A 24770-nucleotide genomic window follows, 5' to 3' on the forward strand; every position below is an offset into this window, starting at 1 on the left:
ATTAAAATAAATGTTAAGAATAAACCGTAACAGACCGGCAAATAAGGAATTTTCAACGTTTCTTCTTGACAGCTATTGAGCCCTGTGTTACTTTGGAAACTATGGGGTTGCAAATAGTACCTCTTCCGGGAAAAGGGCTGTCGATGGTGACCATCCCAAAGCAACACCTTGTTCACAACGTCTCACCTTTGAATCAAATCTTCCGGGAAAATGGAGGATAGGATGTTTTTCTCAAAACCGAAACAGTTAGTCGGGCTGGATGTGGGGACCAGTGCAGTGAAGGTCTTTCAGCTCAAGGAGTCCGGCGGCGGCTATCAACTGGTCCAGTCTGATGTCTGTCCCCTTGATCCGGATGTCATTGTGGACGGCACGGTGATGGATGCCGAACGGGTGATCTCGGCGATTCAGGAAATCTTTAGTGCCAAACGGATCAAGACGAAGAACGTAGCGCTTTCCGTGTCGGGGATCTCCGTGATTGTCAAAAAGATTACTCTTCCGGAAATGACGGAGGAGGAATTAGATGAATCGATCCAGTGGGAGGCGGAGCAGTACATTCCTTTCGACATTGAAGATGTGAACATCGACTACCAGATCCTCGGGCCTGTCGGTGAGGAGGGGGCCCACCAAATGGAAGTCCTCCTGGTGGCGGTCAAGAAAGACAAGATTAATGAATATACCTCTCTCGTGGAGGAGGCCGGGTTGACGCCGGTTGTCGTGGATGTGGATGCTTTTGCCCTGGAAAATATGTATGAGATTAATTATGAGATCGACAAGAACGAAGCCGTAGCTCTGATTGATATCGGAGCGGGCCTGATGAATATTAATGTTATCCTGAACGGGATGTCGGCTTTCACCCGGGATATTTCGATCGGAGGAAATCAATTTACCGAGGCGATTCAGAAAGAATTCGGCGTCAGCTTTGAGGATGCGGAAAAGGTAAAAAAAGGGGTGGACGTCGAAGGGGTCACGTTTCAAGAAGTTGTACCGATCCTTGAGTCCGTCTCAAACGATGTGGCTTCCGAAATTCTTCGTTCCTTCGACTTTTTCCGTGCGACGGCTTCCCGGAACAAGACCCGGATTTCCCGTGTGATGATCAGCGGCGGCTGTGCCAGGATGAAAGGCTTGAAGGATTTCCTTTCGAAACATCTGGGGATGGAGGTCGGGATTATGAATCCTTTTCAGAATATCGAGATCCTGGAAGGGAGTTTCGATTTTGACAACATTCAGGAGATCGCACCGACGGCGGCTGTCGGGATCGGACTCGCACTGCGAAGGGTGGATGACTGATGATCAAGATTAATCTTCTGCCGACCAGAAAGATACGGAAACGTTTAGGGGTGAAGCAGGAACTGATCCTCTCCGGCCTGCTCCTTCTCCTGGTCCTGATTTGTGAGACTTTGCTGTGGAATATGCAGAGTAATCATATTGAAAGATTGACCTTGCAGAAGAACCGGCAACAGCAGGAACTCAACAATCTGAAAAAAGTCGTCGCCGAGGTTGAGCAGTTCAAAAGAGACAAGAAACTCTATGAACAGAAAATCAATATTATCAAGGACCTGGAAGCCCAGCAGAGCGGTCCGGTGCATGTACTTGATGAACTGAGTCTGGATGTTCCGGATAAACTCTGGTTTCGTTCTTTATCCATGAAGGGGAATCACCTGACCCTTTCCGGTTTGGCTTTTGCCAATATTTCGATTGTGGATTTCATCAACAATCTGAAAAAATCTCCTTATTTCCAGAATGTTCAACTCAAGGAGTCGAAAAGAACAAAGCAGAATAAGACGCGTGTCTATGCCTATACATTAACCGCGCGTATTTCGATTCCGAAGAAATAATAAATTGTCATCGGTATCTCGATAGATCAAGGGGCGGAACATTATGAGTTTTGAGGCCATTGAAGGCATACCGAAACAGCAACGGGTCATTGTGATCGTGGTTCTTTTCGTGGCTGTGATCGGGCTTTTCTTCCTTTATCCTTACCGGAACAACCATAGGCATATTGAAAGCCTGAACAAAAAGATTGCGGAATTGGAACGCCAGATCGTCGTGAATAAAAGTCTGGCGGAGAAGAAGGATGAACTCCTGTCACGAAATGCGGAACTGCAGAAGCGACTTCATGAGGTCCAGCAGAAGTTCCCGACCTCCAGTGAAGTGACGGACCTGTTACGGCAGGTTTCCATCCTGGGACAGCAATCCGGACTCGATTTTCGGTTATGGAAACCAAGGGCCAAGGTCAAGAGCCCGTCCAATCTCTATTATGAAATCCCGGTGGAAATAGAGGTCGTGGGGGGATATCATGAGGTGGGTGTCTTTTTTGACCGGGTGAGCAAACTCCCCCGTATCGTGAATATTACGGATCTCTCCATGTCTTCCAGGGGCTCCCGGAGCGGACATGCGTCAGGGGGGATTGTGACGCGCTGTATTGCAAAGACCTTCAGCGCTATGAGTGAGAAAGAGATGCAATCGGCGGCCCGGGGACACCGTAAAAAATAACATGATAATTTTTCGTTAACCCCGGGCAGGAGGCAGGATCTTTTATGGATCGACATCGTAACCAGTGGAAATTTGTCGGGTTGTGTTTTGCGATGATGTTCTTCACGGCGGCTGTGACTTCTGCCCGGTCCCCGAAACCGATGGAACACATTGAATTGGGGGCGGAAGGAAAATCGATCCAGAATGCGGATAAGACCCCGGAGGAGTATACCTATATTCCGGGTGAGCGACGGGATCCCTTTGTTTCGCTTCTGCGGAGAGGGGAACAGAAAAACAACACAGAGGATGAGCTGACACCGTTGCAGCGAGTTGAGATCTCCGATCTCCATCTGGTGGGGATCGTGGAGGACCCGGAGGGGAATAAGGCCCTGGTGCAAACTCCGGATGGCAGGGGGTACACATTACGTGTGGGTCTTCGTGTCGGGAAACATGACGGCACGGTCAAACGGATTCTGGACGACAAGGTAATTATTCAAGAGAAAAAGGCCGACATCTTAGGACAAATTACTGTCTCCAAAGAGATTCTGGAACTTAAAAAAGAGGAGGGAAATCGATGAACTCCCTGCGTCCCAAAACATTGCTTTTGTTATCATTCGCCATGCTGGCCCTCTTCTTTCCGGTACAGGGGTCCTCCGCCGAGGACAGCATCAATCATCTGATTCAAAATCTGAAGAGTGCTCCTGCGGATGCAACCCGTGTCCAGCCTTCCCTGATGACAAAGCCGGTCGACGCCGGGACCATCTATAAGAACCTTGCAAGGCCTGTGGAGGCCCGAAAATATACCGGAAAGAAGATCTCGCTTGATCTGCAGGATGCCGATGTCGTCAATGTTCTCCGGTTGATTGCCGATATCGGCGGGGTCAATATTGTTTTCGGGTCGGATGTCTCCGGCAAGGTGACGGTGAACCTGAAAAACATCCCCTGGGATCAGGCCCTCGATATCGTTCTTATGACGAATGGTCTGGACAAGGTCCGGATGGGAAAGATTATCCGCATCGCCCGATCGGAGACGATTACGGAAGAGGCGAATAAGCGGCTGGCGGCCATGAAGGCGAGCGACAAGGTGGAGCCGCTGGTCACGCGGATCATCCCCGTCAACTATTCCGATATCAAGACGATCAAGGATTCGGATCTTGTCAAGAATATTCTCTCCGATCGCGGGAAGATCGATATGGATGAACGAACCAATACCCTCATTGTCTATGATATAGCGAAAAATGTCGACAAGATCGAAGCACTGGTAGAGAGACTGGACACGCGTATCCCCCAGGTCCTGATCGAGGCCAGGATCGTCGAGGTGACCAACGATTTCAGTAAGGAATTGGGGATCCAGTGGGGGTTTGCGAGGGCGCATTCCGGTACCCATACGACAACCAACCTCTTTGGAGGCAATACCGGGAGTGATGCTTTTTATGGTCTTTCGGATCCTTCCACCGGGACGGCGGCTATCTCTGGTGGAGAGACTCTTCCGGTCGGTTTCAATGTGAACCTTCCGGCCGGAGGGGAGGGCGGTAGTTTCGGTTTCAACGTAGGCCGTTTTTTCTCCAACAGTCTCTATGTCCTAGATGCAAGGCTTTCCCTGGCGCAGAGCAAGAATGAGGCCAAGGTGATCTCATCCCCCCGGATCATGACCATCGACAACCAGAAGGCCGATGTGGTTCAGGGCGAGGATATCCCCTACTCGACGGTCTCCCAGAATGGGACGCAGATACAGTTTGTCAAAGCGAACCTTGAGTTGATCGTGACGCCGCATGTGACGGCGGAGAATACCCTTCTTCTCGATGTGGAGACGCATCGGGATTCCGCCGGTACGGTCGGTTCATCGGGGGCGCCACCGATTACCCGTAACACGGCGAGTACCACGGTCCTCCTGAACGACGGGGAGACGACGGTGATCGGCGGGATTTATATTATTGATAAAACGAAAAGTCGTGTCGGGGTCCCGTGGTTGATGGATGTTCCCTATCTCGGCAAGTTCTTCCGGCGGGACAAAGTAACGAACAGCAAGAAGGAACTCCTTGTGTTCCTAACTCCGAAGATCATCCGCTGATAAAAAAACGCCCCCAAAGGGGGCGTTTTTTTATGCCATAAACCCTTTCATATCGTGAAACTTCTATTTACATCTTTCCGGTTTTCGATTATTCTGTGCGACGATCCCTTCCGGGGGACTTTTCTCGGTAACGAAGACAGGAGAGTTCGGGATGACTCTGCATTACATAACCGCCGGTGAGTCTCATGGAAAGGGCTTAACGGCCATTCTGGAAGGGATGCCGGCGGGTCTGCCGATCCGGACCGAAGAGATTGACCATGACCTCGCCCGACGTCAGCTGGGATACGGCCGGGGAGGGCGGATGAAAATTGAGCGGGACCGGGTGGAGATCCGGGGGGGGGTCCGTAAAGGTGAAACGCTCGGCAGCCCGGTTGCGCTCTTTATTGAGAACAAGGACTGGACGAACTGGAAAGAGGTGATGTCGGAGACGCCCGGACCGTATGATCTTTCAAAAAGGGTGACCCGTCCCCGTCCCGGACATGCGGACCTTCCGGGAGGGATCAAGTACGGTCACCGGGATCTGCGCAATATCCTGGAACGATCCTCTGCGCGGGAGACCGCCGCCCGGGTGGCGGTCGGCGCTGTGGCGCGGAAACTTCTGTCGGAATTCGGGATGATTGTCTTCAGTCATGTCGTATCGATCGGAGGTGTCGAGGCGGACCGGGAAGAGAAGGTCTTTCAGAAGAAACTGCTGAACCGTATTGAGAAGTCCGATCTGAGGTGTGCGGATCCCGCTGCGGCGGAAAGGATGCGCAAGAGGATCGATGAGGCCGTTCGGGAGGGGGATTCTCTGGGAGGGATCTTTGAGGTGCGGGTCACAAACGTTCCCATCGGTCTGGGGAGTCACGTCCATTATGAACGAAAACTGAATGCCCGTCTGGCGGCTGCCGTGATGTCGATCCAGGCCGTCAAGGGAGTGGAGATCGGCATCGGTTTCGCTGCTGCCCGTCGTCCCGGGTCTGAAGTACACGATGAAATTTATTATTCCAGGGCAAAAGGTTTTTATCATCGAACGAACCGGGCCGGTGGAATTGAAGGCGGAATGAGCAATGGTGAGGAGATCGTTCTTCGGGCGGTCATGAAACCGATCCCGACCCTGATGCGTCCCCTCCGTTCCGTCGATATAGAGAACAAACGTTCTTTCAAGGCCGGGGTAGAGCGCTCCGACGTCTGTGCCGTTCCGGCCGCGGGCGTAATTGCCGAAGCGGCGGTCTCCTTTGAGATTGCCCGGGCCATGATGGAGAAATTCGGTGGAGACTCTCTCTCCGAAATGCAACGAAATTTCAGGCATTACCTGGAAGCGGTCGGAAGATATTGATCATGGAAAAGATTGACGTCAACCTTGGAACGCGAAGCTATGTCATTCGAATCGGTTCGGGACTGCTCGACCGGGTGGGTGACGATCTGGAGGCCTTCAACCTCGGCTCACGCGTGGCCGTGATTACAAACTCCGTGGTTCGTCCCCTTTATGGAAAGCAGGTTCGGAACGCCCTGGAACGTGCCGGTTTTCAGGTCCGGACGGTGGAGATCTCCGATGGAGAAACTTATAAAACCCTGGCCACGGCGGAACGGCTCTATGACGAATTCGTTGATTTCCGGATGGACCGGACTTCCACCATCGTGGCCCTGGGCGGAGGGGTCATCGGAGACCTGGCCGGGTTTGCCGCGGCCACATACATGCGCGGGATCCATTTTATCAATATTCCCACCACCCTGCTGGCGCAGGTGGATTCCGCAATCGGCGGAAAGACCGGCGTCGATCATCCCCGGGGAAAGAACCTGATCGGCGCCTTTTATCAACCGGAAGCGGTCTTCTGCGATCTGGATGTTTTGAAGACGCTGCCCCGGAAGGAACAGGTCGCGGGGATGGCCGAGGTGGTCAAGTATGGCGTGATCCTTGATGCCGATTTTTTCTCCTATCTGGAATCCCATGTGATGCAAATACGGGAGCAGGACGACTCCGCCCTGTTTGAAGTCGTTCGCTCTTCCTGTGAATCCAAAGCCCATGTAGTGGAAGAAGATGAACGGGAGGCGGGATTGCGGGCCATTCTCAATTACGGTCATACCCTGGGCCATGCGATCGAGTCCCTGACCGGATATTCACGTTATATTCACGGTGAGGCGGTTTCGATGGGGATGGTTGCCGCGGCGAAAATCGCCCGGGGAATGGGGCTCTGCGATGCAAGAGTGGTGGAGCGTATTGTGAACCTTTTGCAGAAGATCGGGTTGCCCGTCGAGATTCCGGAAATCAATGCAGACGCAGTTCTTGAGATTCTTTCCCATGACAAAAAAGTCAGCGACGGCAGGGTCCGTTTTGTTCTGCCGGAACGGATCGGGAAGGTTGTTATCCGGGATGATGTGCCGCCGGATCTGATTCGGAGCGTCTTGAACGGCTGAGGATGAAAGAGTCCAAGGGGTCGGCCGTCCTTCTGTTTATCTCCATTTTGGTCATTTTCTCTTCTTTAAATAAATCCGGATCGGTACATCCGTAAATCCGAGGGATTTCCGGAAATGATTTGTCAGGAAACGACGATAGGAGAAGTGCACCGATGCGGGCATGTTCGCAAAGAGGACAAAGGTGGGGGGGGCGACCTCCGTTTGCGTTCCGTAAAAAAACTTGATTCTTCTATGCTTATGCAAAGAAGGTTCATGGCGTTTCACGGCATCCTGCAAGGTCTTGTTCACTTCCGCAGTTGAAACACGACGGTAGTAGGAGGTCTTCAACTTTTCCACAAGGGGAAAGATTGTCTGCAACTTTTCGCCGGTGAGTGCCGAAACAAAAAGGATCGGTGCATATTCCATGAACTTCAGTTGCTGCCGGATTGTGTCGGCAAAGGTCCGCTGGTTTGTGTGATGTTTTGCCTGATCCCACTTGTTGACGAGCAGAATGGATGCGACACCGGCATTGTGTGCCAGGCCTGCGATCTTGGCCTCCTGTTCCGTGATTCCCTCCACGGCGTCGATGAGGATCAGGCAAAGATCGGAATCCTGGATGCTTTTCATGACCATGAATACACTATAGAGCTCAATCCCATGGGTAACTTTCGACCTTCTCCGAATCCCCGCCGTATCGACCAGGAGGTAGGGGTGTCCATTGAACTGGAAGGGCGTATCGATAGTATCCCGTGTCGTCCCCGGAATATCGCTGGCGATGAGGCGGTCTTTCCCGATCAAGGCATTGATCAGCGTGGACTTTCCCGTATTGGGCCTTCCGATAACGCTGATCCTGAAAATTCCTTCTTCGAGGGCAGGGGGTTCTTCCGGAAGGGATTGGATCACCTCCGCCATCAGTTCATAGATCCCCAGATCGTGTTCCGCAGAGATCGTGTAGATTTGTTCCATTCCGAACTCGTAGAAGAGCAGGGCGTTATTTTCCAGGCGCTCTCCCTCCACCTTGTTGATGACCGGATAGACCGGTTTGCGTTGTTTTCGCAGGAAATCATGGATGTCTCGATCGATGGCCGTGGGACCCTCCCTCCCGTCCATAACGAAAAGGATACAATCCGCCTCTTCAATGGCCATCTGTACCTGTATCATCATCTGGTGCATGAGCGGTTCCGCCGTTCCCGGCTCAAACCCTCCCGTGTCGACCAGGAGAAAGGAGCGGTCATCAAACTCAGCGACGGCCATGTTGCGGTCCCGGGTGACGCCGGGCATGTTGTCGACGAGGGCTTTCCGTCTTCCGATCAACCGGTTAAAAAGGGTCGACTTCCCGACGTTCGGTCTTCCTACAATGGCGATGACGGCAGTAGACATCTTGGTTCTCTCCACGAAAAGTTCAGAATTCGTGAACCATAACACAAACCGTTCCATTTCGCATTATGAAGGTACACATTTTTGATGAAGTCGTAAAAAGTCATTTTCCGGATTCCGTTCATGGTTCGACAAGCTTCCGAGCATGGTGAGCTTGCCGAACCACACGAACGGAATATCAATGACTTACACCGTTCGCCCTGAGCACGCCTGTCCTGAGCTGGTCGAAGGGTCGAAGGGTCGAACGGATTTTACGAGACCATCATTTTTGCGTGCATACGTAAGAAATATTCAATATCAAGAGGTTATGGCCGTTGTTCACGAAAGGCGGAATCCTTTTCCCTTGACAGTAAACCGGTGGTATTGGTAGTTTATGGCCTGTTCCCGACTTCGGGATGGAGACCGTTTGCAAAGGATGATCCTTCCCCGAAAGACAGGTATGGCTTTGCCGGTCTTTCCGATGAAAGATTGACTTGCCGGGTCCTCCAAGTGTAGAATAAATAAAAGTTAATCCGATTATTGCAGAGTCTGATTATGGCACTTAATCCGAGGACGGAGGAAGTTCTTTTTACATTGGTACGGCACTATATTGAATCGGGCGGGCCTGTTTCATCCGGAACGGTTGTGCAACAATCCGGCCTGAACCTTAGTCCGGCAACGATCCGGAACATCCTGGCGCTGCTCAATGAGCAGGGGTACCTGATGCAGCCCCATACCTCGGCCGGGCGGGTCCCGACGGATGTGGGATACCGGGCCTACGTGGACCACCTGATGGGCTGTTCGGGCCTTTCTGCGGAGGACGCATCCAGGATTGATCATCGCTATGGTCCTTCCGGAGAAGGAAAGGTGCTGGGGATGTTGCTGCAGGAAACTTCACAGATTCTTTCCGAATTCTCGCACTCCATCGGCTTGGTCCTGGCTCCGAAAATGACAGATGTCCGATACAACCATATGAAGTTCATCCGAATGGGAGACTGTGAAATTCTTGCCGTCCTGGTTTCTCAATCGGGGATTCTGCAAAGTCGGGTGATCCGTTCCGATGCAGGGTTGTCGCAGGAGGAACTGGACGAGATGACCCAGGTCCTCAACCGGGAACTTCGCGGCCTGACTTTGCTGGAGGCGCGCCGCAGGATTATTCGGAAGATGGAAAAGGATATGCATGTTTATCGGACGCTCCTGAAAAAGGTTTTTCTGATGTCCGAGATCAGCGAACCGGAATCATTGCAGAATCAGCTTTATCTTGAAGGAGCGCCCAGGCTTCTGGAACACCCTGAATTCGCAGAAAACATTGAGAAAATGAAAATTGTTTTTCAGGCCTTCACAAAGAAAACGAACCTGATCAAACTGCTTGACCGGAGTATGGATGCCGAGGGTGTCCTGGTCTATATCGGTTCGGAAAACCGTCATCGGATGTTGGAGGATTGTACGGTGGTGACGGCAACTTATAAATGTAATGGCCGTCCGATGGGAACACTCGGTGTCATTGGTCCCAAACGAATGGATTATTCCAGGGTCATTCCGGTGGTGGACTATACATCGAAACTTCTCAGCCGCTTTATCCATTGACAGGATCGCAAAGGAGCATACAGTAATATCCGTTCGGACGCGTCCCTCAAAAAGCGGATGCGATTCAAGGGAGAATGCAAAAAGATGTCGAAGCACAAGAGAAAGGATCAGAAAAACCGGACTCCGGGGCAGGATGTGGTCGACGAATCGAAGGTCGCATCCCCGGAAGAATCAGGAGGAGCGAAAGGGACGAAAATGCCGGAATTATCGGAAGAGAGCCCCGAACTCACTCAGGCAAGGCGGGAAGTCCGTGAAAACTATGACCGGTTCCTCCGTGTTGCCGCGGAATTTGAGAATTATAAAAAACGGGTGGAGAAAGAAAAGTCGGATCTGGTCAAGTACGCTAACGAAGGTCTGATCAAGGATCTTTTGGGGGTGATAGACAACCTGGAGCGGGCACTGGAGCAGGCGGAACAGAACGTTCAGGCGGAAAGCCTTGTGGAAGGGATCGGGATGATCCTGAAGCTGATGAAGGATACCCTCGGGAAACACGGCGTGACGGAGATTCATGCATTAGGGGAAACGTTTAATCCGAATCTTCACGAAGCCATGATGCACGAAGCGACGGATGAACATGCCGAGAATACGGTAATTGACGAATTTCAGAAAGGTTATGTCTTGAAGGATCGTCTCTTGCGGCCGTCCCTGGTAAAGGTGTCGAAGAAAAGTCCCGATAAGGCGGACGTGGGCGCTGCGGAAGAATAGAGATGGGCTGAAAAGCGGATGTCCGCGCGCAACTCCTATAAGGAGAAAATCACTATGGGTAAAGTCATCGGTGTGGATTTGGGGACCACGAATTCCTGTGTCGCTGTTCTGGAGGGGAGAGAACCGAAGGTGATTGAGAGCGCGGAGGGGAACCGTACCACACCTTCCATGGTTGCCTTTACGGAAAGCGGAGAACGACTGGTCGGACAGGTGGCCAAACGGCAGGCGGTGACCAATCCGGAAAACACCGTCTTTTCGGTCAAGCGGTTTATCGGGCGGAAGCATCTTTCCATGGAGGTTCAGAAGGCGGCCGAGGATCTTCCCTTTCAGCTCAAAGAGGCGCCCAATGGCGATGTCCAGGTCAGCATCCGGGGGAAGGAGTACAGCCCCCCCGAAATTTCCGCCATGGTTTTGCAGAAGCTGAAACAGACGGCTGAGGACTATTTCGGTGAACCGATCTCCGAAGCGGTGATTACCGTTCCGGCCTATTTTAATGACAGTCAACGTCAGGCCACCAAAGATGCCGGCCGGATTGCGGGTCTCGATGTCCTGCGGATTATTAATGAACCGACGGCGGCCTCCCTGGCCTACGGCCTGGAGAAAAAACGGGATGAATTAGTTGCCGTCTATGATCTTGGCGGGGGCACTTTTGATATCTCCATCCTGGAGATCGGGGAGGGGGTCATCGAGGTCAAGGCGACCAATGGGGATACCTATCTCGGAGGAGAGGATTTTGATCTGCGTGTGATTGATTATCTCGCTGCGGAATTCAAGAAAGATCAGGGAATTGACCTTCGACGTGACAAAATGGCGTTACAACGCCTGAAGGAGGGAGCGGAAAAGGCCAAGATCGAACTCTCCGCAACCACAGAGACGGAAATCAATCTTCCTTTTATTACGGCCGACGCAACCGGTCCGAAACATCTGAATATCAAGCTCACCCGGGCGAAATTGGAAGACCTGGTTCGGGATTTTGTGGAGCGCACCGTTGCACCCTGCAAGCAGGCCATGGAAGATGCGGGGGTTGAGCCTGAGGAGATTGATGAGGTCATTCTGGTGGGGGGACAGATCCGGATGCCTTTGGTGCAGGTAACGGTCGAAAGAATTTTTGGGAAGAAGCCGTTGAAAGGGGTGAATCCCGATGAGGTTGTCGCCGCCGGTGCGGCGATCCAGGGCGGTGTCTTAAAGGGCGATGTGGAAGACATGCTCCTGCTGGATGTGACTCCGCTCTCCCTGGGAATCGAAACCGTTGGTGGTGTGTTTACGAAACTGATCGGCCGGAATACGACGATTCCCACGAAAAAAAGTCAGGTCTTTTCAACGGCTTCCGACAATCAGCCTGCCGTCAGTGTCCATGTGTTGCAGGGAGAACGGGACATGGCCGAGGACAATAAATCCCTCGGCCGATTTGAACTGGTGGGGATTCCTCCGGCGCCGCGCGGGGTTCCGCAGATTGAAGTCACCTTTGATATTGATGCAAACGGGATTGTCCATGTTTCGGCGAAGGACAAGGGGACCGGCAAGGAACAATCGATCAAACTGACGGCCTCCAGCGGACTGTCGGAAGAAGAAATCCGGAAATTGATCCGGGATGCCGAAGCCCACCAGCAGGAAGATGCCCGCCGCAAAGAGTTAGCGGATACACGGCATGCCTGTGAATCTCTGATTTACAATACGGAGCGTTCTTTGAGGGAATACTATGACAAAATCGATCCGGATGATCGTTCGTCGATTGAAGAGTCTCTGGCGAAGGCAAAAGAAGTTGTGCAGGGGGATGATGCCGTGCTGATTCGTAAGGCGACGGACGGGTTAAGTAAAAGCTCTTATAAGTTTGTCGAACAGATTTATCGGAATCCTTCCGTGTCCGAAGGACCGGACCTGCAGGACCATCCCTCGGATGAAACCGTGACCTCTTAATATTATCTATCAAAATCCGTATACGATCTGATGTAGCGGGTAAAAGAGAAGTGAATGTCTATGGCTGCAAAAAAAGATTATTATGAAGTTCTGGACGTGAATTCGAATGCGACCGATGCGGAAATCAAGAAGGCCTATCGGCGCCTTGCATTAAAGTATCATCCCGACAAGAATCCGGACAACCGGGAGGCGGAGGAACGTTTCAAAGAACTGAGCGAGGCCTATGAGGTTCTTTCCGATCCGCAAAAACGGGCGACCTACGACCAGTTTGGTCACACCATGAATGCGGAAGGCTTCGGAGGGTTCCGCACGGAGGGGTTTGGCGGTTTTGGAGATGTTTTTGGAGACATCTTTAGTGATTTTTTCGGAGGGGCGGGGGCTTCGGCCTCCCGTACACGGCGTCCGCAGCGGGGCGCAGACCTCCGGTATACTCTGGAAATTGATTTTGAACAGGCCATGACCGGTCTGGAAACGCGTATTGAAATTCCCCGGATGGAAGTCTGCGGGGAGTGCCGGGGGACGCGGAGTGAGGGAGGGCGCCCTCCTGATCCTTGCTCCACCTGTCACGGCAGTGGGCAGGTTCGTTATCAGCAGGGGTTCTTCAGTATCAGCCGAACCTGCAGTCAATGCGGCGGAGAGGGCGTGATCATTACGCGTCCCTGCCGGAAATGCCGTGGCACAGGGCAGGTTCGTGCGACACGGGAAACGACCGTCAAAATTCCCGCGGGAGTTGAGACCGGGACCCGCCTACGACTAAGTGGGGAGGGAGAGGCGGGCATCCACAACGGCCCCCGGGGGGACCTCTATGTCGTGATCCGTGTGCGGGATCATCCCTTCTTCACCCGGGAAGAATACGATCTCCTCTGTGAGGTTCCGATCAGTTTTGTCCAGGCGGCACTGGGGGCCGAGATTGAAGTTCCCATGCTCTCCGGGAAGGAGCGGATTGAGATTGCCCCCGGCACGCAGAGCGGGACGGTGCATGTGATGAAGGGGAAGGGATTCCCGTATCTGCATGGCCGAGGCGTGGGAGATCAGCGCATTACCATTCAGGTAGAGACACCGACACATCTGAACACGAAACAGCGTGAGCTTCTGGAAGAATTTGCACGAATCAGCGGAGAGGATGTACACCCCATCAGCCGGAGTTTTTTGGAAAAGGTGAAGTCTCTTTTCGGGTAATCTCTTCTGCTGGACTCTTCTCCCGTTCCCTTGTCTTCCGGGTTACTGTTCATGATTCCAGAGCGGTCATCCCTCTCCGGGGGTGGGGTGCGGAGAGCCGGTGCGAGGTGTGAGATCGGACATCCGTCTGTGCGATATTTTTTTGTAAAACCGGATGATGTGACGGCATCAGGGTTGGTGTTGCAGCAGGAGGTCGCTCACTATCTTCGTCATGTTCTGCGTAAGCGTCCGGGAGATCTCCTTCACGTTTCGGATGGTGTTGTCGCAGTCTACCGTGTCGTCATCGAGGGGTTCACAAAAGAGGAAGTCCGCTGCCGAATCAAGGAGCAATCCCCTCTTCCTGATCCGCCGTCCCCCCGAATACAGCTTCTCACGTCGTTGCCCAAGGGGAATCGAATGGACTGGCTGGTGCAGAAATCAACCGAGGTCGGCGTTGCGGAGATCAAGCCGGTGTCCATGAAGCGTTCGGTCCGGGAAATCACTTCGAAAAAGTTGGATCACTGGATGCGCCGATGGGCAAAGATCGCCGGAGCGGCCGCCGGTCAATCTGGTCGTGCGGAAGTTCCGGTATTGCATGCCCCGCGGCCCTTTTCGGAGGTTTTGTCTTCTCTGAAAGATGTTTCCCTGAAGTTCTTTGCGGATCCGGAAGAGGGGAGGACCTTCTATGACCGGTTCACCCGTATGCCGTTGCCCCGAAGGATCGCCATTGTTGTGGGCCCGGAAGGGGGGATGACGAATGAGGAAAAGGAACTCCTTCAGCAAAATGGTTTTGCATCCCTTACGCTCGGTCATACAATCCTCCGGGTCGAAACGGCAGGTATCCTGGCCGTCGCCCTGGCCCGATACGAGTGGCAGCGGAGAGAGCCGTCCCGGGGAAAATTGTCATTATGAAATATTTTTCTTTCAAGGTCCTCTACATCAGTGTTTTTGCTCCGTCGATTCTCTATCTCCTGACCTTGCCTTATCTTGAGCACTTCCTTCAGCAGGCCCTGACCCGGGAGATCCGGAAGAACATGATCCGTCATGAACTTACTCTTATGGAAGGGAAAACCAGTCTTTACGAGGAAGTGAACCGCAACGTTTCCGAGACGCTGAAGAAGAGCTATGCAATCCGTGCCGGGCTGGAGGTTCGGGTACGGATCGTGGATGAAAATGATAACGTAATTTATCCTTATTATGAGTATCTCCTGTTTACGTTACATGTGCAGAAGGAAAAGGGTGTTGGTACGGCCGGTGCCCTGTTTGATGCCAAAGGTTTTGCCCGGCGCAGGGAGCCGTCCGAGGTGGAAGATTTTCTCCAGGCTTTCTCTGATTATTTCCGGGGGATGACGGTAACGGTCTCCGCGAAGATCCCCGTGACTTCCTGGATCGGGAGCGGAACGCTGCTCCTTTACATTGCCTTGACATTGTTCCTTCTCTCTCTTTATTATCGGCGTACCTCCGCCCGGGAAGAAAAGCGGCTTCGGGAAATTACCGAGAGCCTGGAAGCGGAGAAACGAACGGCATCGCAGATCGAGTCGGAACTGCATGTCGCCCGGAATCGCTTACAGGAGATCCAGTCGCAGGAAGAGGAATGGCTGAAAGAGGTCGAACGTCTCGAAGGAGAAAAACATTCCCTGGAGGATGAACTTCTGGATACACTTGAGCAGACGGAAGAGCAGAAAGAGATCATTGGGGAACTGAAGAATCAGGTAATTAAGAAGGCAGGGAAAAAGTCCAAAGGCGTTAAAGAGGAAGAGGCGCTTTCCAGCCGGTTTTCGAAACTCTATAGAAATCTGGAGTTTGATCGGAAAGCGTTGGAAGACCTGGTGCGGCTTGGAAGCAAAGACCGGCAGTTACAGGCCGAGGAGATTTTGAAACGGCTCAATGACAAGGATCCGAGTCTGAAAGTTCGCAGAAAAATTGCCGGGATAGAGAAGTGTGACGCCTATGAACTCGGGTTTGGTTCTTCCGGACGGATCTATTATCTTGCCGCCCGGAACGGAAAATACCGTATCCTCCGTATCGGGACCAAGACCAGTCAGAGCAAGGATCTGGCCTATCTCCAGGGAATGCGGAAATCGTAACCGATCAGGGCCGCTCAGTCGATGATTCGGTCACCTCCCGGATGGCCGATTTGGTGACGGCCACGGTTTCCATGATCTCGTCCGGGGTGATGCAGAGCGGCGGCATGAGGACGATCACATCTCCCAGCGGACGGATCATCAATCCCCTCTTTCGGGCGGCCAGGATCACCCGGTGTCCGATCCTCTCTCCGGGAGGATAGGGTGCCTTCGTGGCCCGGTCCCGCACCAGTTCGATTCCAACCATGAACCCTTTTCTTCGAATCTCACCCACGTGAAGACAGGTCGTTAACTTTTCCAGTTCTTCCGCCAGTAAACGGATCTTTCCCTGAAGTTTTTCCAGGATTTTTTCCGTATTGAAAATGTCAAGATTCGCCAAGGCGGCGGCACAGGCCAGCGGGTTTCCGGTATAGGTGTGTCCGTGAAAAAAGGTCTTGAATTCTTCGTAGCGGCCGAGAAAGGCATCGTAGATCTCTTGGGAGCCAGGGTGGCAGCGAGAGGAAGTACCCCGCCGGTAATCCCCTTGGCCATGCAGAGAAGGTCCGGTTCGACCTCCTCCTGTTCACAGGCGAAGAGGGTCCCGGTCCTTCCGAAGCCGGTGGCCACTTCGTCGGTGATCATCAGGATGTTGAAACGATCACAGATTTCCCGGACACGTTTCAGATAACCCGTCGGTGCCGTGATCATCCCTGCGGCGCCCTGCACCAGCGGTTCGATGATCAACGCTGCGATTTTCTCCTGCTCCCGTGAGACCTGTTCTTCAAGTTGGTCGGCGCAGGCCAGTCGACAGGAAGGAAACTCCCGTTCTAGTGGGCAGCGGTAGCAGTACGGAGAGGGAGCGAAGGAGCAGGAAAAAAGGAGAGGACGAAAAATCTCATGAAAGAGCGAGATCCCTCCGACACTGACCGAACCGAGGGTGTCTCCATGATAGGAGTTGGTGAGCGCCATGAATCGTGTTTTTCGGTTTTCCTTCCCTTCCGTATGCCGGAAATACTGGAAGGCCATCTTCAGGGCGATCTCCACGGCGGTGGAACCGCTGTCTGAATAAAAAACCTTCTTCAGGGAGCTTGGCGTGATGGCCACCAGTCGTTCCGCCAGCTCGATGGCGGGGACATTGGACAGACCGAGCAAGGTGGAGTGAGAGACCCGGTCGATCTGTGCCTTGACGGCTTCATCAATCTCTTTTTTACGGTGTCCATGCACATTGACCCAGAGGGAGGAAACCCCGTCGATATATCGGTGCCCTTCGATATCGATCAGGACGGCCCCCTCTGCGCGGTCGATAATGACCGGTTCCTCCTCGGCATATTCCTGCATCTGGGTAAACGGATGCCAGAGAAATTTCCGGTCCTTGTCTTTTAATTGTGCGAAGGTGTCTTGTTGCGGATTCATTCAGTTTCTCCCGGTGCGGAAAGATGCCGGTGAGGGAAAGGGCATCCGTCGATGATGATCATATTGATGATACAAGATCTCTATGATAAAATGAAACAAGCAGAAGAGCAATAGTGAAGTGATCAACTTCCGGAGCAAAGGTGATGGCAAAGACGAATCCGGTACCCGGGATGAAGAGGTTCTTTCGGAAACTAACCCTCCGCTGTTTTAATGAACTGCTGATTAAAAACCGGATTGCCGTCGACTATCTTTCGAGTCTCCTCGCCCGTTTCGCCGGGACCGACGAGCTCTACAAGATCCGGAATGTTGCGGGCAAGAAACTGGAATATCTGATCGACTTCATGATGGAAATACAGGACACCCGGGACTTGTCGACGGAGCGGTTCAGTCCCTTCCGGGAAAGAGAGATCAAGCAGCATATCGGAGACTACACCCTTTTCATGACGGGAATCTTCCGGGATTTTGTGACCCACCGTTCCGCCATGACGTATTTTACCAGTCAGGGGAAACTCTCCTACGCCTCCGTTTCCGATTTCGACCGGATTGCGGACCGGGAGGAGTCGGACATCTTTAAAGATCTTTCCATGAGTTTTGAAGATTACGCCTTTGTCCTCGACTACATGAAAAAGGTTCACTTCAAGGATGCACAGGTTCTGGGTCCTTACCGGGCTGGTCTCCAACGGCTGGATGAGTGGTAGGAAAAATCGGAAAAATTAAAAAGCCCCGCCTTCAAGGCGGGGCTTTTTTTTGTGGAATGGGCGCTATTGCAGACAGGTATCCGGTACATCATCACAAGTAGCGTAGTGCTTGGTTTCGTCCTTGAAAGTGATGTTCACCCCGGGGTTCAAAGCGGTGATTGTGACTGTTGTATTGCTGCCTTGTACGGAAAACTCCCCTCCAAAAGGGCAAGTGCTGAAGGTCTCCGGCATTGCGATCGGCTTGATGGTCGTGATTTTTACCCATCCATCCATGCAGGTGGTGCGTACCAGTCCATCCAGGGTTGTGGAACAATAATATCCGTAATGCGCATCATATTTTTTGTCAATGTGCAGCGAGAAATTGTTAAAGGCAATGCTTGCATTCTCACCGTCAATTGTGCCGGATATGCTTCCGTTCAGGAGCGCGTCCATCTGGGGAATGTCAACTTCAGAAGAACCGGCATTCACAACGAGATTTGAAATGTCGATGGTGAAATGATCGAACTCTGCCGTCAGTGTTTCCGCTGGGTCGTCAATGGTCCCATTCATGGTGATGCTCATGGAGGAGGGCGTCCCTGCCAGAAGATCGCAGGATCTACCGGGGAAGGAGACACTCATTGTCCCGTCAATGGTTACACCCATCTCCGTGCAATTGTTGGATGTGATCTCCATCGTAACATCGCTCATCTGACTGCATTCCGTCACCGAGCCCATGGGAGGTCCAATCCATTGCATGGAAATACTTTCTTTTCCTCCTGAAGCACAAGGGCTGTTTTCCTCGGAATATGAACTCAGTGCCGATACGCTGCCTTGTTCCATTTTATTTGCAACTCGATGGATCAGGGTTTGGAGATTCCCCAACAGATCCTGCCGACGATCCGTAGAAAGTGACCCGGCTGTACTGGATGAAGTCGAGTCCCCCGCGTTGACTACCTCTCCGATCAAGGGAAGTGCAGACAGGACCTCTGCCGGTTCGGCCGAGTTATTCTGAGTTAACGTTGCATTTGCCTGCGGTGAGGTATTCTCTGTAAATGTGGTGCCACTACTTCCTCCCCCTCCACCACCTCCTCCACAACCACCCTGAATAAAAGGTAAAAAAGCGAAAACGATCAGTAAGATAAGACATGACGAAAAAAATCTTTGCTTCATCATTCATCCCTCCTAAATTAGCATAGAATAAATATGGGGTTGATTATATCCAATAAATGCGATTTGTCAAATGTTGACATTTTGGAGTTGTATTTGTGGCATTATGAGGTGATTGCTCTTGGATCAAATTACGGAAAGCCGAATAAGAATTCTTTGAAAAATCCTTCGTACGATCCGGTTTCTTTTTTCCGAACCATGAACGGAATCCGGAAAACGACTTTTTACGACACCATCAAAAGTGGGGTTCTGACTTTTCATATAGACAGGAAGAATCTGAATATGGTATAAAACAAATCTTACACTAATTTATGCAGGAATGCAGCGACCTGATTCATCCTTGCCGTTCGGTACAAATCGCGGGCTTGTATCTTTCCGGGAGACTCCGAAACAACCGGAAACCAGGAACCATACACTGGAAGGAGTTGCTATGCAGATTCAACAGACAATCAATAAAAAGGTTGGTCTCGACCACCACGGGATCAAGAATGTCGGGAATGTCTACTGGAACCTGACAACGGGCGCCCTCTATGAGGAGGTGGTGCGCCGACGGGAAGGAGTGATTCTTCATCGCGGGCCGATTGCCGTCAAAACGGGCCATTTTACCGGACGTGCGGCGGATGAAAAATTCATCGTCCGGGAACCCTCCAGTGAGAATCACGTCTGGTGGGGGAAGGTGAACCGCCCGATTGAAGAGGATAAGGTGGATGCACTGTTTCATCGTCTTCTGGCCTATATGCAGGGGAAGGACCTCTATGTGCAGGATTGTTTCGCCGGCGCGGACCCGAAGTACAAGGTTCCGATCCGGATCATTACGGAGACGGCCTGGCACAATCTCTTTGCCCGGAATATGTTCATCCAGATCAACGAGAAAGAAGACCTCGAAAATCATGTGCCGGAGTGTACCATTCTGAATGTTCCTCATTTCCATGCCAACCCGGAACTGGACGGCACAAACTCCGAGGCCTTCATCATTGTCAATTTCGGAAAGAAGCTGATTCTCATCGGCGGAACCAGCTACGCCGGGGAGATCAAGAAGTCGGTCTTTACGATCCTGAATTATTTTCTTCCGAGAGAAGAGAAGGTCCTTCCGATGCACTGCTCGGCCAACGTGGGAAAGGATGAAGATGTGGCCATCTTTTTCGGATTGTCCGGAACGGGCAAAACCACACTTTCCGCCGATCCGGAACGGCGCCTGATCGGTGATGACGAGCATGGCTGGAGCGACCGGGGGGTCTTTAATTTCGAGGGGGGCTGCTACGCCAAGGTGATCCGGCTCTCCGAGGAGGCGGAACCGCAGATCTACCGCTGTACCCGGCGGTTCGGAACGATCCTGGAGAACGTTGCCGTCGATTCGGAGACGCGGCGGGTCGACCTTGATGACGCGACCTTTACCGAGAATACCCGGGCGGCTTATCATATCTCGGCCATTAAGGATTCCGTCCTTTCCGGTGTTGGAGATCATCCGAAAAATATTCTCATGCTGACCTGTGATGCCTTCGGGGTCATGCCGCCCGTGGCACGCCTGACACCGGAACAGGCTATGTATCATTTTCTGTCCGGTTATACCGCCAAGGTCGGCGGTACCGAGAAGGGGATGGGGAACGAACCGCAGGCAACCTTCAGTACCTGTTTCGGTGCTCCCTTCATGGCGCTTCCCCCCAGTGTCTATGCAATCATGCTGGGAGAAAAGGTCCGGAAGTACAACGTTGATTGCTGGCTGGTGAATACCGGCTGGACCGGAGGACCCTACGGGGTGGGAAAACGGATGAATATCGGCCACACCCGTGCCATTGTCCGGGCGATCATTAACGGACGGCTCAGGGAAGCGGAAACGGAGAAAGATCTTCATTTCGGGCTCCATGTTCCTCTCGCCTGTCCGGACGTCCCGCAGGAAATTCTTCATGCAAGAAATACCTGGGAAGACCCTTCCGCCTATGACAAAAAAGCCGCCGAACTGGCCGGCCTTTTTCGGAAGAACTTTGAAAAATATGCAGAGGATGTCTCGGAGGACGTTCTCCGTTCCGGACCGAAAGCGGGTTAGCGGCCTTCCCTGTGCCTGAAGGATTGCCCCGGTAGCTGAGCGTTATCTGCAACGAGTTATGCGGCATCGCTGGGAAATCACCCGGCGGTACTGTGCCGCCTCTTACGGAATCGATTCCGTCCATGGTGAGAACCGGCCTTGACGAGATCCGGAGTGGACTTCCCTCCTTCCTGAAAGAAGACCGTATCGGTCTCCTGGCCCACCCGGCCTCGGTGGACTCCCGACTCGTCCATGCCCGGGAGATCTGTTCGAAAATCTTTTCAAACCGGCTGACGGTCCTCTTTTCCCCCCAACACGGCATCTTCGGCGAACAACAGGACAACATGGTCGAATCCGCACACGGGATCGATCCGGACCTGGGGATCCCGGTTTACAGCCTCTATTCCGAAGTCCGGAAACCGACGCCGGAGATGTTCAGCGAAATCGATACGTTGGTGGTGGATCTCCAGGATGTGGGGACCCGGGTCTATACCTTCATCTACACACTGGCCAACTGTATGGATGCGGCACGGGAGGCCGGGATCCGGATCGTGGTCCTTGACCGGCCCAATCCGATCGGCGGAATTGCCGTGGAAGGGAATCTTCTTCGGGAAGATCATTCCTCCTTCGTCGGACGATTCCCCATTCCCATGCGCCACGGCATGACGATCGGTGAACTGGCCGGGATGTTCAATAACGCCTTCGGGATCGGTTGCGATCTGGAGGTGATTTCCATGCGGGGATGGCGGCGGGGGATGTATTTTGCAGAGACCGGTCTTCCCTGGGTTTTGCCGTCGCCCAACCTTCCCACACCGGAGACGGCCCTGGTCTATCCCGGTCAGGTTCTTCTGGAGGGGACCAACCTCTCCGAAGGGCGGGGGACGACCCGTCCTTTTGAACTTTTCGGGGCGCCCTACCTCGATACGAAAAGGGCGGCGGAACGTCTGGCGGCATACGATCTTCCCGGCGTCATTTTCCGGGAGCACCATTTTCTTCCCACCTTCCAGAAGTGGGAGGGAACCCTCTGTCATGGGTTCCAACTCCATGTGACCGACCGGAAGGCCTTCCGGCCTTATCGCTCGACCCTGGCCGTTCTCCAGTCGGTTTTATCCTCCTGCCCGGGGAAATTTGAATGGCGGAAGCCCCCTTATGAATATGAGACGAAGAAGCTTCCCATTGATATCCTGACAGGCGACCCTGCCGTCCGTGAAGCCCTGGAAGGGAGGATCGATCCCGTGCGGATGGAAAGGGGATGGGAAGAGGACCTCTCAGCCTTCCGAAAAGATCGGCGGAAGTATCTCCTCTATCCGGATTGACAACCACCCTTCTCTCTCCTTATACTGTGAACTTAATCTTCAGACCGGAGGTGCCATGAAAGCATACGATGTCCTGGTGATCGGTTCGGGACCGGCGGGCCAAAAGGGTGCTATCCAGGCGGCGAAGCTGGGAAAGCGTGTTGCCGTCTTCGAAAAAGAGGCCTTTATCGGAGGAGCGGGTCTGCAGACCGGGACGATCCCGAGCAAGACCCTGCGGGAGACGGCCCTTTATTTGTCCGGTCTGAAACAGCGGTCCGTCTATGGTTTCCAGTGTATCTTGGGAAAAAACGTCCAGTTCCAGGAGCTGATGCACCGGAAGGAGACGGTTGTTCAGCGTCAGATGGAGGTCATCATCGACCAGTTTGCCCGGAACAACGTGGAGATTATCTACGGAACAGCCGTCTTTGAGGAGCCTCATATACTCCGGGTGAAAAATCGTCAGGGGGAAACGGAACGCTTCCGGGGGGAGGTGATCCTTGTTACCGTCGGCTCCCGTCCGAACCGTCCCCCGGAAGTCCCCTTCGATGGTCATTCCGTTTATGACAGTGACGGCATCCTCAAAATCGATACCATCCCCGATTCCCTGACCATCATCGGCGGCGGTGTCATCGGTTGTGAGTATGCCTCGGTCTTTGCCTGTCTCGGAACGAGGGTAACGATCGTGGAGAAGAAGGATCGCCTTCTCGGTTTTGCCGATGAGGAGATCGTGAACTCTCTTGTCTACTGGATGCGTCATGCCGGTATCGCCATGCGTCTTGGCGAGGGGGTGGACCGGATTGATGTTGAACACCCCGGACGGGTCGTGGCGCAACTGGCCGGCGGGAAACAGGTCGTCTCGGAAAAGCTCCTCTTTACCCTGGGCCGGAACGCCAACACCAAGGGGCTCGGACTGGAGGAGGTGGGAGTGAAACTCGGCAAGCGGGGACGGATCGAGGTCGATTCGGATTACCGGACGAATATTTCCGGGATCTTTGCCGCAGGCGACGTGATCGGCGGACCCAGCCTGGCCTCCACTTCCATGGAGCAGGGACGGCAGGCCATGTGCGCCGCCCTGATGCAGGAGTGTCCGGTCACCGGAGTGGCGAACCAACTTCCCTACGGGATCTACACGATTCCCGAGATCTCCATGTTCGGCGAGACCGAAGCCGGCCTGACGGAACAGGGTATTCCCTATGAAATCGGTCAGGCCTTTTTCAGTGAGGTCGCCCGGGGGCAGATCATCGGCGACAGTTACGGGATGCTCAAACTCCTTTTCCATCGGGAGACGCGGAAACTTTTAGGTATCCATATCATTGGGGAACGGGCCACGGAGATCATCCATATCGGTCAGGCCGTGATGAGCAACGAGGGGACCATTGATTATTTCGTTAATACGGTTTTTAATTATCCAACCCTCTCCGACGCCTACAAGGTGGCGGCATTGAACGGGATCAACCGGCTGTAAAGAATGGCTTAACCCGTTCAGGCCGTTTCAACCGAAAAGCCCATGTGAATTTGAGGCGGCACATGAAAGGAAAGAACATGCCGGATAAAAAAGGAGAAACCGTAGAGCGGCAAGGTGTAACCCTCCATCTGAGCCGTCCCGTGGAAGAGTCTGTCCGCTGGATCGGCCAGAAAGAGATTTTGCAGCAGCTTCTGGCCTGCTGGCTGGTGGTTGACGAAAAGGATCTTCCCCTCTCCCCCCGGATCACCGGTTTCCCGGGGATCGGCAAAACCACCCTCGCCATGGCGGCTGCCGCCCTGCGGGAGCAGCCGTTATTCGTTTACCAGTGTACCAGCGATACCCGGCCCGAGGATCTTCTCGTAACGCCGGTCCTTTCTGAAGCGGGGAGGATCACCTACCATGCCTCCCCCCTGGTCAGTGCCATGCTGACGGGTGGGATCTGTGTTCTCGACGAAGGCAACCGGATGAACGAGAAGAGCTGGGCCTCGCTCGCCTCTCTCCTTGATTATCGTCGAACGGTGGAATCGATCGTGGCGGGGATTACCCTCTCCGCCGATCCGGCCTTTCGATGCTGTGTCACGATGAACGAGGACGAGTCGACATTTGAAATCCCCGACTATATCCTCTCTCGGCTCCATCCGACCCTGGCCCTCGGGTTCCCGGAGAAGGAGGAAGAGATGGCGATTCTCCGGTATCATCTTCCGTTTGCCGATCAGGAGATCCTCGCCATGACTGTTGATTTTCTTCATCGCTCTCACGACCTGAATCTCGATTTTTCCCCTCGCGACGGGATCCAGATCGTGCGTTATGCCATTAAACGGCTGAGCCAGGATCCCGATCACCCCCTTTCTCGGGATCGTTTCTGGCGGGAGTCCGTCGAAAAGGTTCTGGGTGAGGACGCCCTGAATATGGAAAAACTGGCGGAACGGAAAAAAGCCGCCTTTGGAGATGAACCCTCCGCCTTCGGCCTGGGGGACTTCTTCTTCGGTGAAGGGGATCCCCTGAATCCGGACAGGGATTAGAAA

20 protein-coding genes and 1 pseudogene are annotated in these 24770 nt (G+C 53.2%); 18 read left to right on the forward strand and 3 right to left on the reverse strand.

The genetic code is table 11. The features are described 5' to 3' along the window. The first annotated feature begins 222 nt into the window (after positions 1-222). The 7 genes from pilM to GXP58_08740 all read left to right on the forward strand — a co-directional run bounded on the left by pilM (position 223) and on the right by GXP58_08740 (position 6940). Positions 223-1287 carry a type IV pilus assembly protein PilM gene (gene pilM / locus GXP58_08710; GenBank protein NOY53687.1) on the forward strand — a complete coding sequence of 355 codons (1065 nt, stop codon included), beginning with the start codon at positions 223-225 and terminating at the stop codon, positions 1285-1287. Further along, positions 1287-1835, forward strand: a complete 549-nt coding sequence (locus tag GXP58_08715; protein ID NOY53688.1) for a PilN domain-containing protein — start codon at positions 1287-1289, stop codon at positions 1833-1835. The genes pilM and GXP58_08715 overlap by 1 nt, the downstream gene beginning before the upstream one ends. A 43-nt stretch (positions 1836-1878) precedes the next feature. Then, positions 1879-2493, forward strand: coding sequence for a type 4a pilus biogenesis protein PilO (gene pilO / locus GXP58_08720; GenBank protein ID NOY53689.1), 615 nt, complete (start codon positions 1879-1881; stop codon positions 2491-2493). Positions 2494-2537: 44 nt separating this feature from the next. Then, a complete protein-coding gene (locus tag GXP58_08725; protein ID NOY53690.1) occupies positions 2538-3050 on the forward strand; it encodes a pilus assembly protein PilP in 513 nt (170 codons plus the stop codon). Next, the gene (gene pilQ / locus GXP58_08730; protein NOY53691.1) at positions 3047-4543 is read left to right on the forward strand and encodes a type IV pilus secretin PilQ; all 1497 of its coding nucleotides are present in this window, start codon (positions 3047-3049) and stop codon (positions 4541-4543) included. Before GXP58_08725 ends, pilQ begins: the two co-directional genes overlap by 4 nt. A 151-nt stretch (positions 4544-4694) precedes the next feature. Further along, entirely contained in the window at positions 4695-5861 is a 1167-nt protein-coding gene (aroC, locus tag GXP58_08735; GenBank protein NOY53692.1) for a chorismate synthase, read from the forward strand. Positions 5862-5863: 2 nt separating this feature from the next. After that, a complete protein-coding gene (locus GXP58_08740; GenBank protein ID NOY53693.1) occupies positions 5864-6940 on the forward strand; it encodes a 3-dehydroquinate synthase in 1077 nt (358 codons plus the stop codon). 51 nt (positions 6941-6991) lie between these two features. Here GXP58_08740 and GXP58_08745 read toward each other — a convergent pair whose 3' ends face one another. Continuing rightward, positions 6992-8299 (reverse strand): ribosome biogenesis GTPase Der, encoded by a 1308-nt coding sequence (locus tag GXP58_08745; protein ID NOY53694.1) that lies wholly within the window; start codon positions 8297-8299, stop codon positions 6992-6994. Positions 8300-8830: 531 nt separating this feature from the next. Here GXP58_08745 and hrcA point away from each other — a divergent pair. The 6 genes from hrcA (at position 8831) to GXP58_08775 (ending at position 15729) form a co-directional block, all read left to right on the forward strand. Beyond that, positions 8831-9862, forward strand: a complete 1032-nt coding sequence (hrcA, locus tag GXP58_08750; protein NOY53695.1) for a heat-inducible transcription repressor HrcA — start codon at positions 8831-8833, stop codon at positions 9860-9862. Between the two features lie 84 nt (positions 9863-9946). Continuing rightward, on the forward strand, positions 9947-10567 hold the full coding sequence (grpE, locus tag GXP58_08755; GenBank protein NOY53696.1) for a nucleotide exchange factor GrpE: 621 nt from the start codon (positions 9947-9949) through the stop codon (positions 10565-10567). Between the two features lie 54 nt (positions 10568-10621). Further along, positions 10622-12484, forward strand: coding sequence for a molecular chaperone DnaK (gene dnaK, locus GXP58_08760; GenBank protein NOY53697.1), 1863 nt, complete (start codon positions 10622-10624; stop codon positions 12482-12484). A gap of 60 nt (positions 12485-12544) precedes the next feature. Further along, positions 12545-13663, forward strand: coding sequence for a molecular chaperone DnaJ (dnaJ, locus tag GXP58_08765; protein ID NOY53698.1), 1119 nt, complete (start codon positions 12545-12547; stop codon positions 13661-13663). A 51-nt stretch (positions 13664-13714) separates the two neighbouring features. Beyond that, on the forward strand, positions 13715-14554 hold the full coding sequence (locus GXP58_08770; protein NOY53699.1) for a 16S rRNA (uracil(1498)-N(3))-methyltransferase: 840 nt from the start codon (positions 13715-13717) through the stop codon (positions 14552-14554). After that, the gene (locus GXP58_08775; protein NOY53700.1) at positions 14551-15729 is read left to right on the forward strand and encodes a hypothetical protein; all 1179 of its coding nucleotides are present in this window, start codon (positions 14551-14553) and stop codon (positions 15727-15729) included. The genes GXP58_08770 and GXP58_08775 overlap by 4 nt, the downstream gene beginning before the upstream one ends. 4 nt (positions 15730-15733) lie before the next feature. Here GXP58_08775 and bioA read toward each other — a convergent pair. Then, a pseudogene (bioA, locus tag GXP58_08780) lies at positions 15734-17118 on the reverse strand (adenosylmethionine--8-amino-7-oxononanoate transaminase). 143 nt (positions 17119-17261) lie between these two features. Here bioA and GXP58_08785 point away from each other — a divergent pair. Continuing rightward, positions 17262-17816, forward strand: a complete 555-nt coding sequence (locus GXP58_08785) for a hypothetical protein (GenBank protein NOY53701.1) — start codon at positions 17262-17264, stop codon at positions 17814-17816. 63 nt (positions 17817-17879) lie between these two features. On the opposite strand, the gene GXP58_08790 is transcribed toward GXP58_08785, so the two are convergent. Next, positions 17880-18968, reverse strand: coding sequence for a hypothetical protein (locus tag GXP58_08790; protein NOY53702.1), 1089 nt, complete (start codon positions 18966-18968; stop codon positions 17880-17882). Positions 18969-19392: 424 nt separating this feature from the next. Between GXP58_08790 and pckA the strand changes: the two genes are divergently transcribed. From pckA to GXP58_08810, 4 genes are all read left to right on the forward strand, one after another. After that, a complete protein-coding gene (pckA, locus tag GXP58_08795; protein NOY53703.1) occupies positions 19393-21006 on the forward strand; it encodes a phosphoenolpyruvate carboxykinase (ATP) in 1614 nt (537 codons plus the stop codon). Between the two features lie 122 nt (positions 21007-21128). After that, on the forward strand, positions 21129-22301 hold the full coding sequence (locus GXP58_08800; GenBank protein NOY53704.1) for a DUF1343 domain-containing protein: 1173 nt from the start codon (positions 21129-21131) through the stop codon (positions 22299-22301). A 55-nt stretch (positions 22302-22356) separates the two neighbouring features. Then, complete coding sequence (gene sthA / locus GXP58_08805; protein NOY53705.1) at positions 22357-23745, forward strand: Si-specific NAD(P)(+) transhydrogenase; 1389 nt, start codon at positions 22357-22359, stop codon at positions 23743-23745. Positions 23746-23822: 77 nt separating this feature from the next. Continuing rightward, positions 23823-24767 carry an AAA family ATPase gene (locus tag GXP58_08810; GenBank protein NOY53706.1) on the forward strand — a complete coding sequence of 315 codons (945 nt, stop codon included), beginning with the start codon at positions 23823-23825 and terminating at the stop codon, positions 24765-24767. Positions 24768-24770 lie beyond the last annotated feature (3 nt).

Source organism: Deltaproteobacteria bacterium (assembly GCA_013151235.1).
Taxonomy (GTDB): Bacteria; CG2-30-53-67; CG2-30-53-67; order CG2-30-53-67; family CG2-30-53-67; genus JAADIO01.

Bases quoted from the DNA above. Each gene is read 5' to 3' on its own strand.
- GXP58_08770 (NOY53699.1), top strand. From the start codon at position 13,715: ATGATTCCAGAGCGGTCATCCCTCTCCGGGGGTGGGGTGCGGAGAGCC.
- GXP58_08790 (NOY53702.1), bottom strand. From the start codon at position 18,968: ATGATGAAGCAAAGATTTTTTTCGTCATGTCTTATCTTACTGATCGTT.
- grpE (NOY53696.1), top strand. From the start codon at position 9,947: ATGTCGAAGCACAAGAGAAAGGATCAGAAAAACCGGACTCCGGGGCAG.
- GXP58_08740 (NOY53693.1), top strand. From the start codon at position 5,864: ATGGAAAAGATTGACGTCAACCTTGGAACGCGAAGCTATGTCATTCGA.
- dnaK (NOY53697.1), top strand. From the start codon at position 10,622: ATGGGTAAAGTCATCGGTGTGGATTTGGGGACCACGAATTCCTGTGTC.
- aroC (NOY53692.1), top strand. From the start codon at position 4,695: ATGACTCTGCATTACATAACCGCCGGTGAGTCTCATGGAAAGGGCTTA.
- GXP58_08810 (NOY53706.1), top strand. From the start codon at position 23,823: ATGCCGGATAAAAAAGGAGAAACCGTAGAGCGGCAAGGTGTAACCCTC.
- pilQ (NOY53691.1), top strand. From the start codon at position 3,047: ATGAACTCCCTGCGTCCCAAAACATTGCTTTTGTTATCATTCGCCATG.
- GXP58_08745 (NOY53694.1), bottom strand. From the start codon at position 8,299: ATGTCTACTGCCGTCATCGCCATTGTAGGAAGACCGAACGTCGGGAAG.
- pckA (NOY53703.1), top strand. From the start codon at position 19,393: ATGCAGATTCAACAGACAATCAATAAAAAGGTTGGTCTCGACCACCAC.
- GXP58_08725 (NOY53690.1), top strand. From the start codon at position 2,538: ATGGATCGACATCGTAACCAGTGGAAATTTGTCGGGTTGTGTTTTGCG.
- GXP58_08715 (NOY53688.1), top strand. From the start codon at position 1,287: ATGATCAAGATTAATCTTCTGCCGACCAGAAAGATACGGAAACGTTTA.
- GXP58_08785 (NOY53701.1), top strand. From the start codon at position 17,262: ATGGCAAAGACGAATCCGGTACCCGGGATGAAGAGGTTCTTTCGGAAA.
- GXP58_08775 (NOY53700.1), top strand. From the start codon at position 14,551: ATGAAATATTTTTCTTTCAAGGTCCTCTACATCAGTGTTTTTGCTCCG.
- pilM (NOY53687.1), top strand. From the start codon at position 223: ATGTTTTTCTCAAAACCGAAACAGTTAGTCGGGCTGGATGTGGGGACC.
- hrcA (NOY53695.1), top strand. From the start codon at position 8,831: ATGGCACTTAATCCGAGGACGGAGGAAGTTCTTTTTACATTGGTACGG.
- pilO (NOY53689.1), top strand. From the start codon at position 1,879: ATGAGTTTTGAGGCCATTGAAGGCATACCGAAACAGCAACGGGTCATT.
- sthA (NOY53705.1), top strand. From the start codon at position 22,357: ATGAAAGCATACGATGTCCTGGTGATCGGTTCGGGACCGGCGGGCCAA.
- GXP58_08800 (NOY53704.1), top strand. From the start codon at position 21,129: ATGGTGAGAACCGGCCTTGACGAGATCCGGAGTGGACTTCCCTCCTTC.
- dnaJ (NOY53698.1), top strand. From the start codon at position 12,545: ATGGCTGCAAAAAAAGATTATTATGAAGTTCTGGACGTGAATTCGAAT.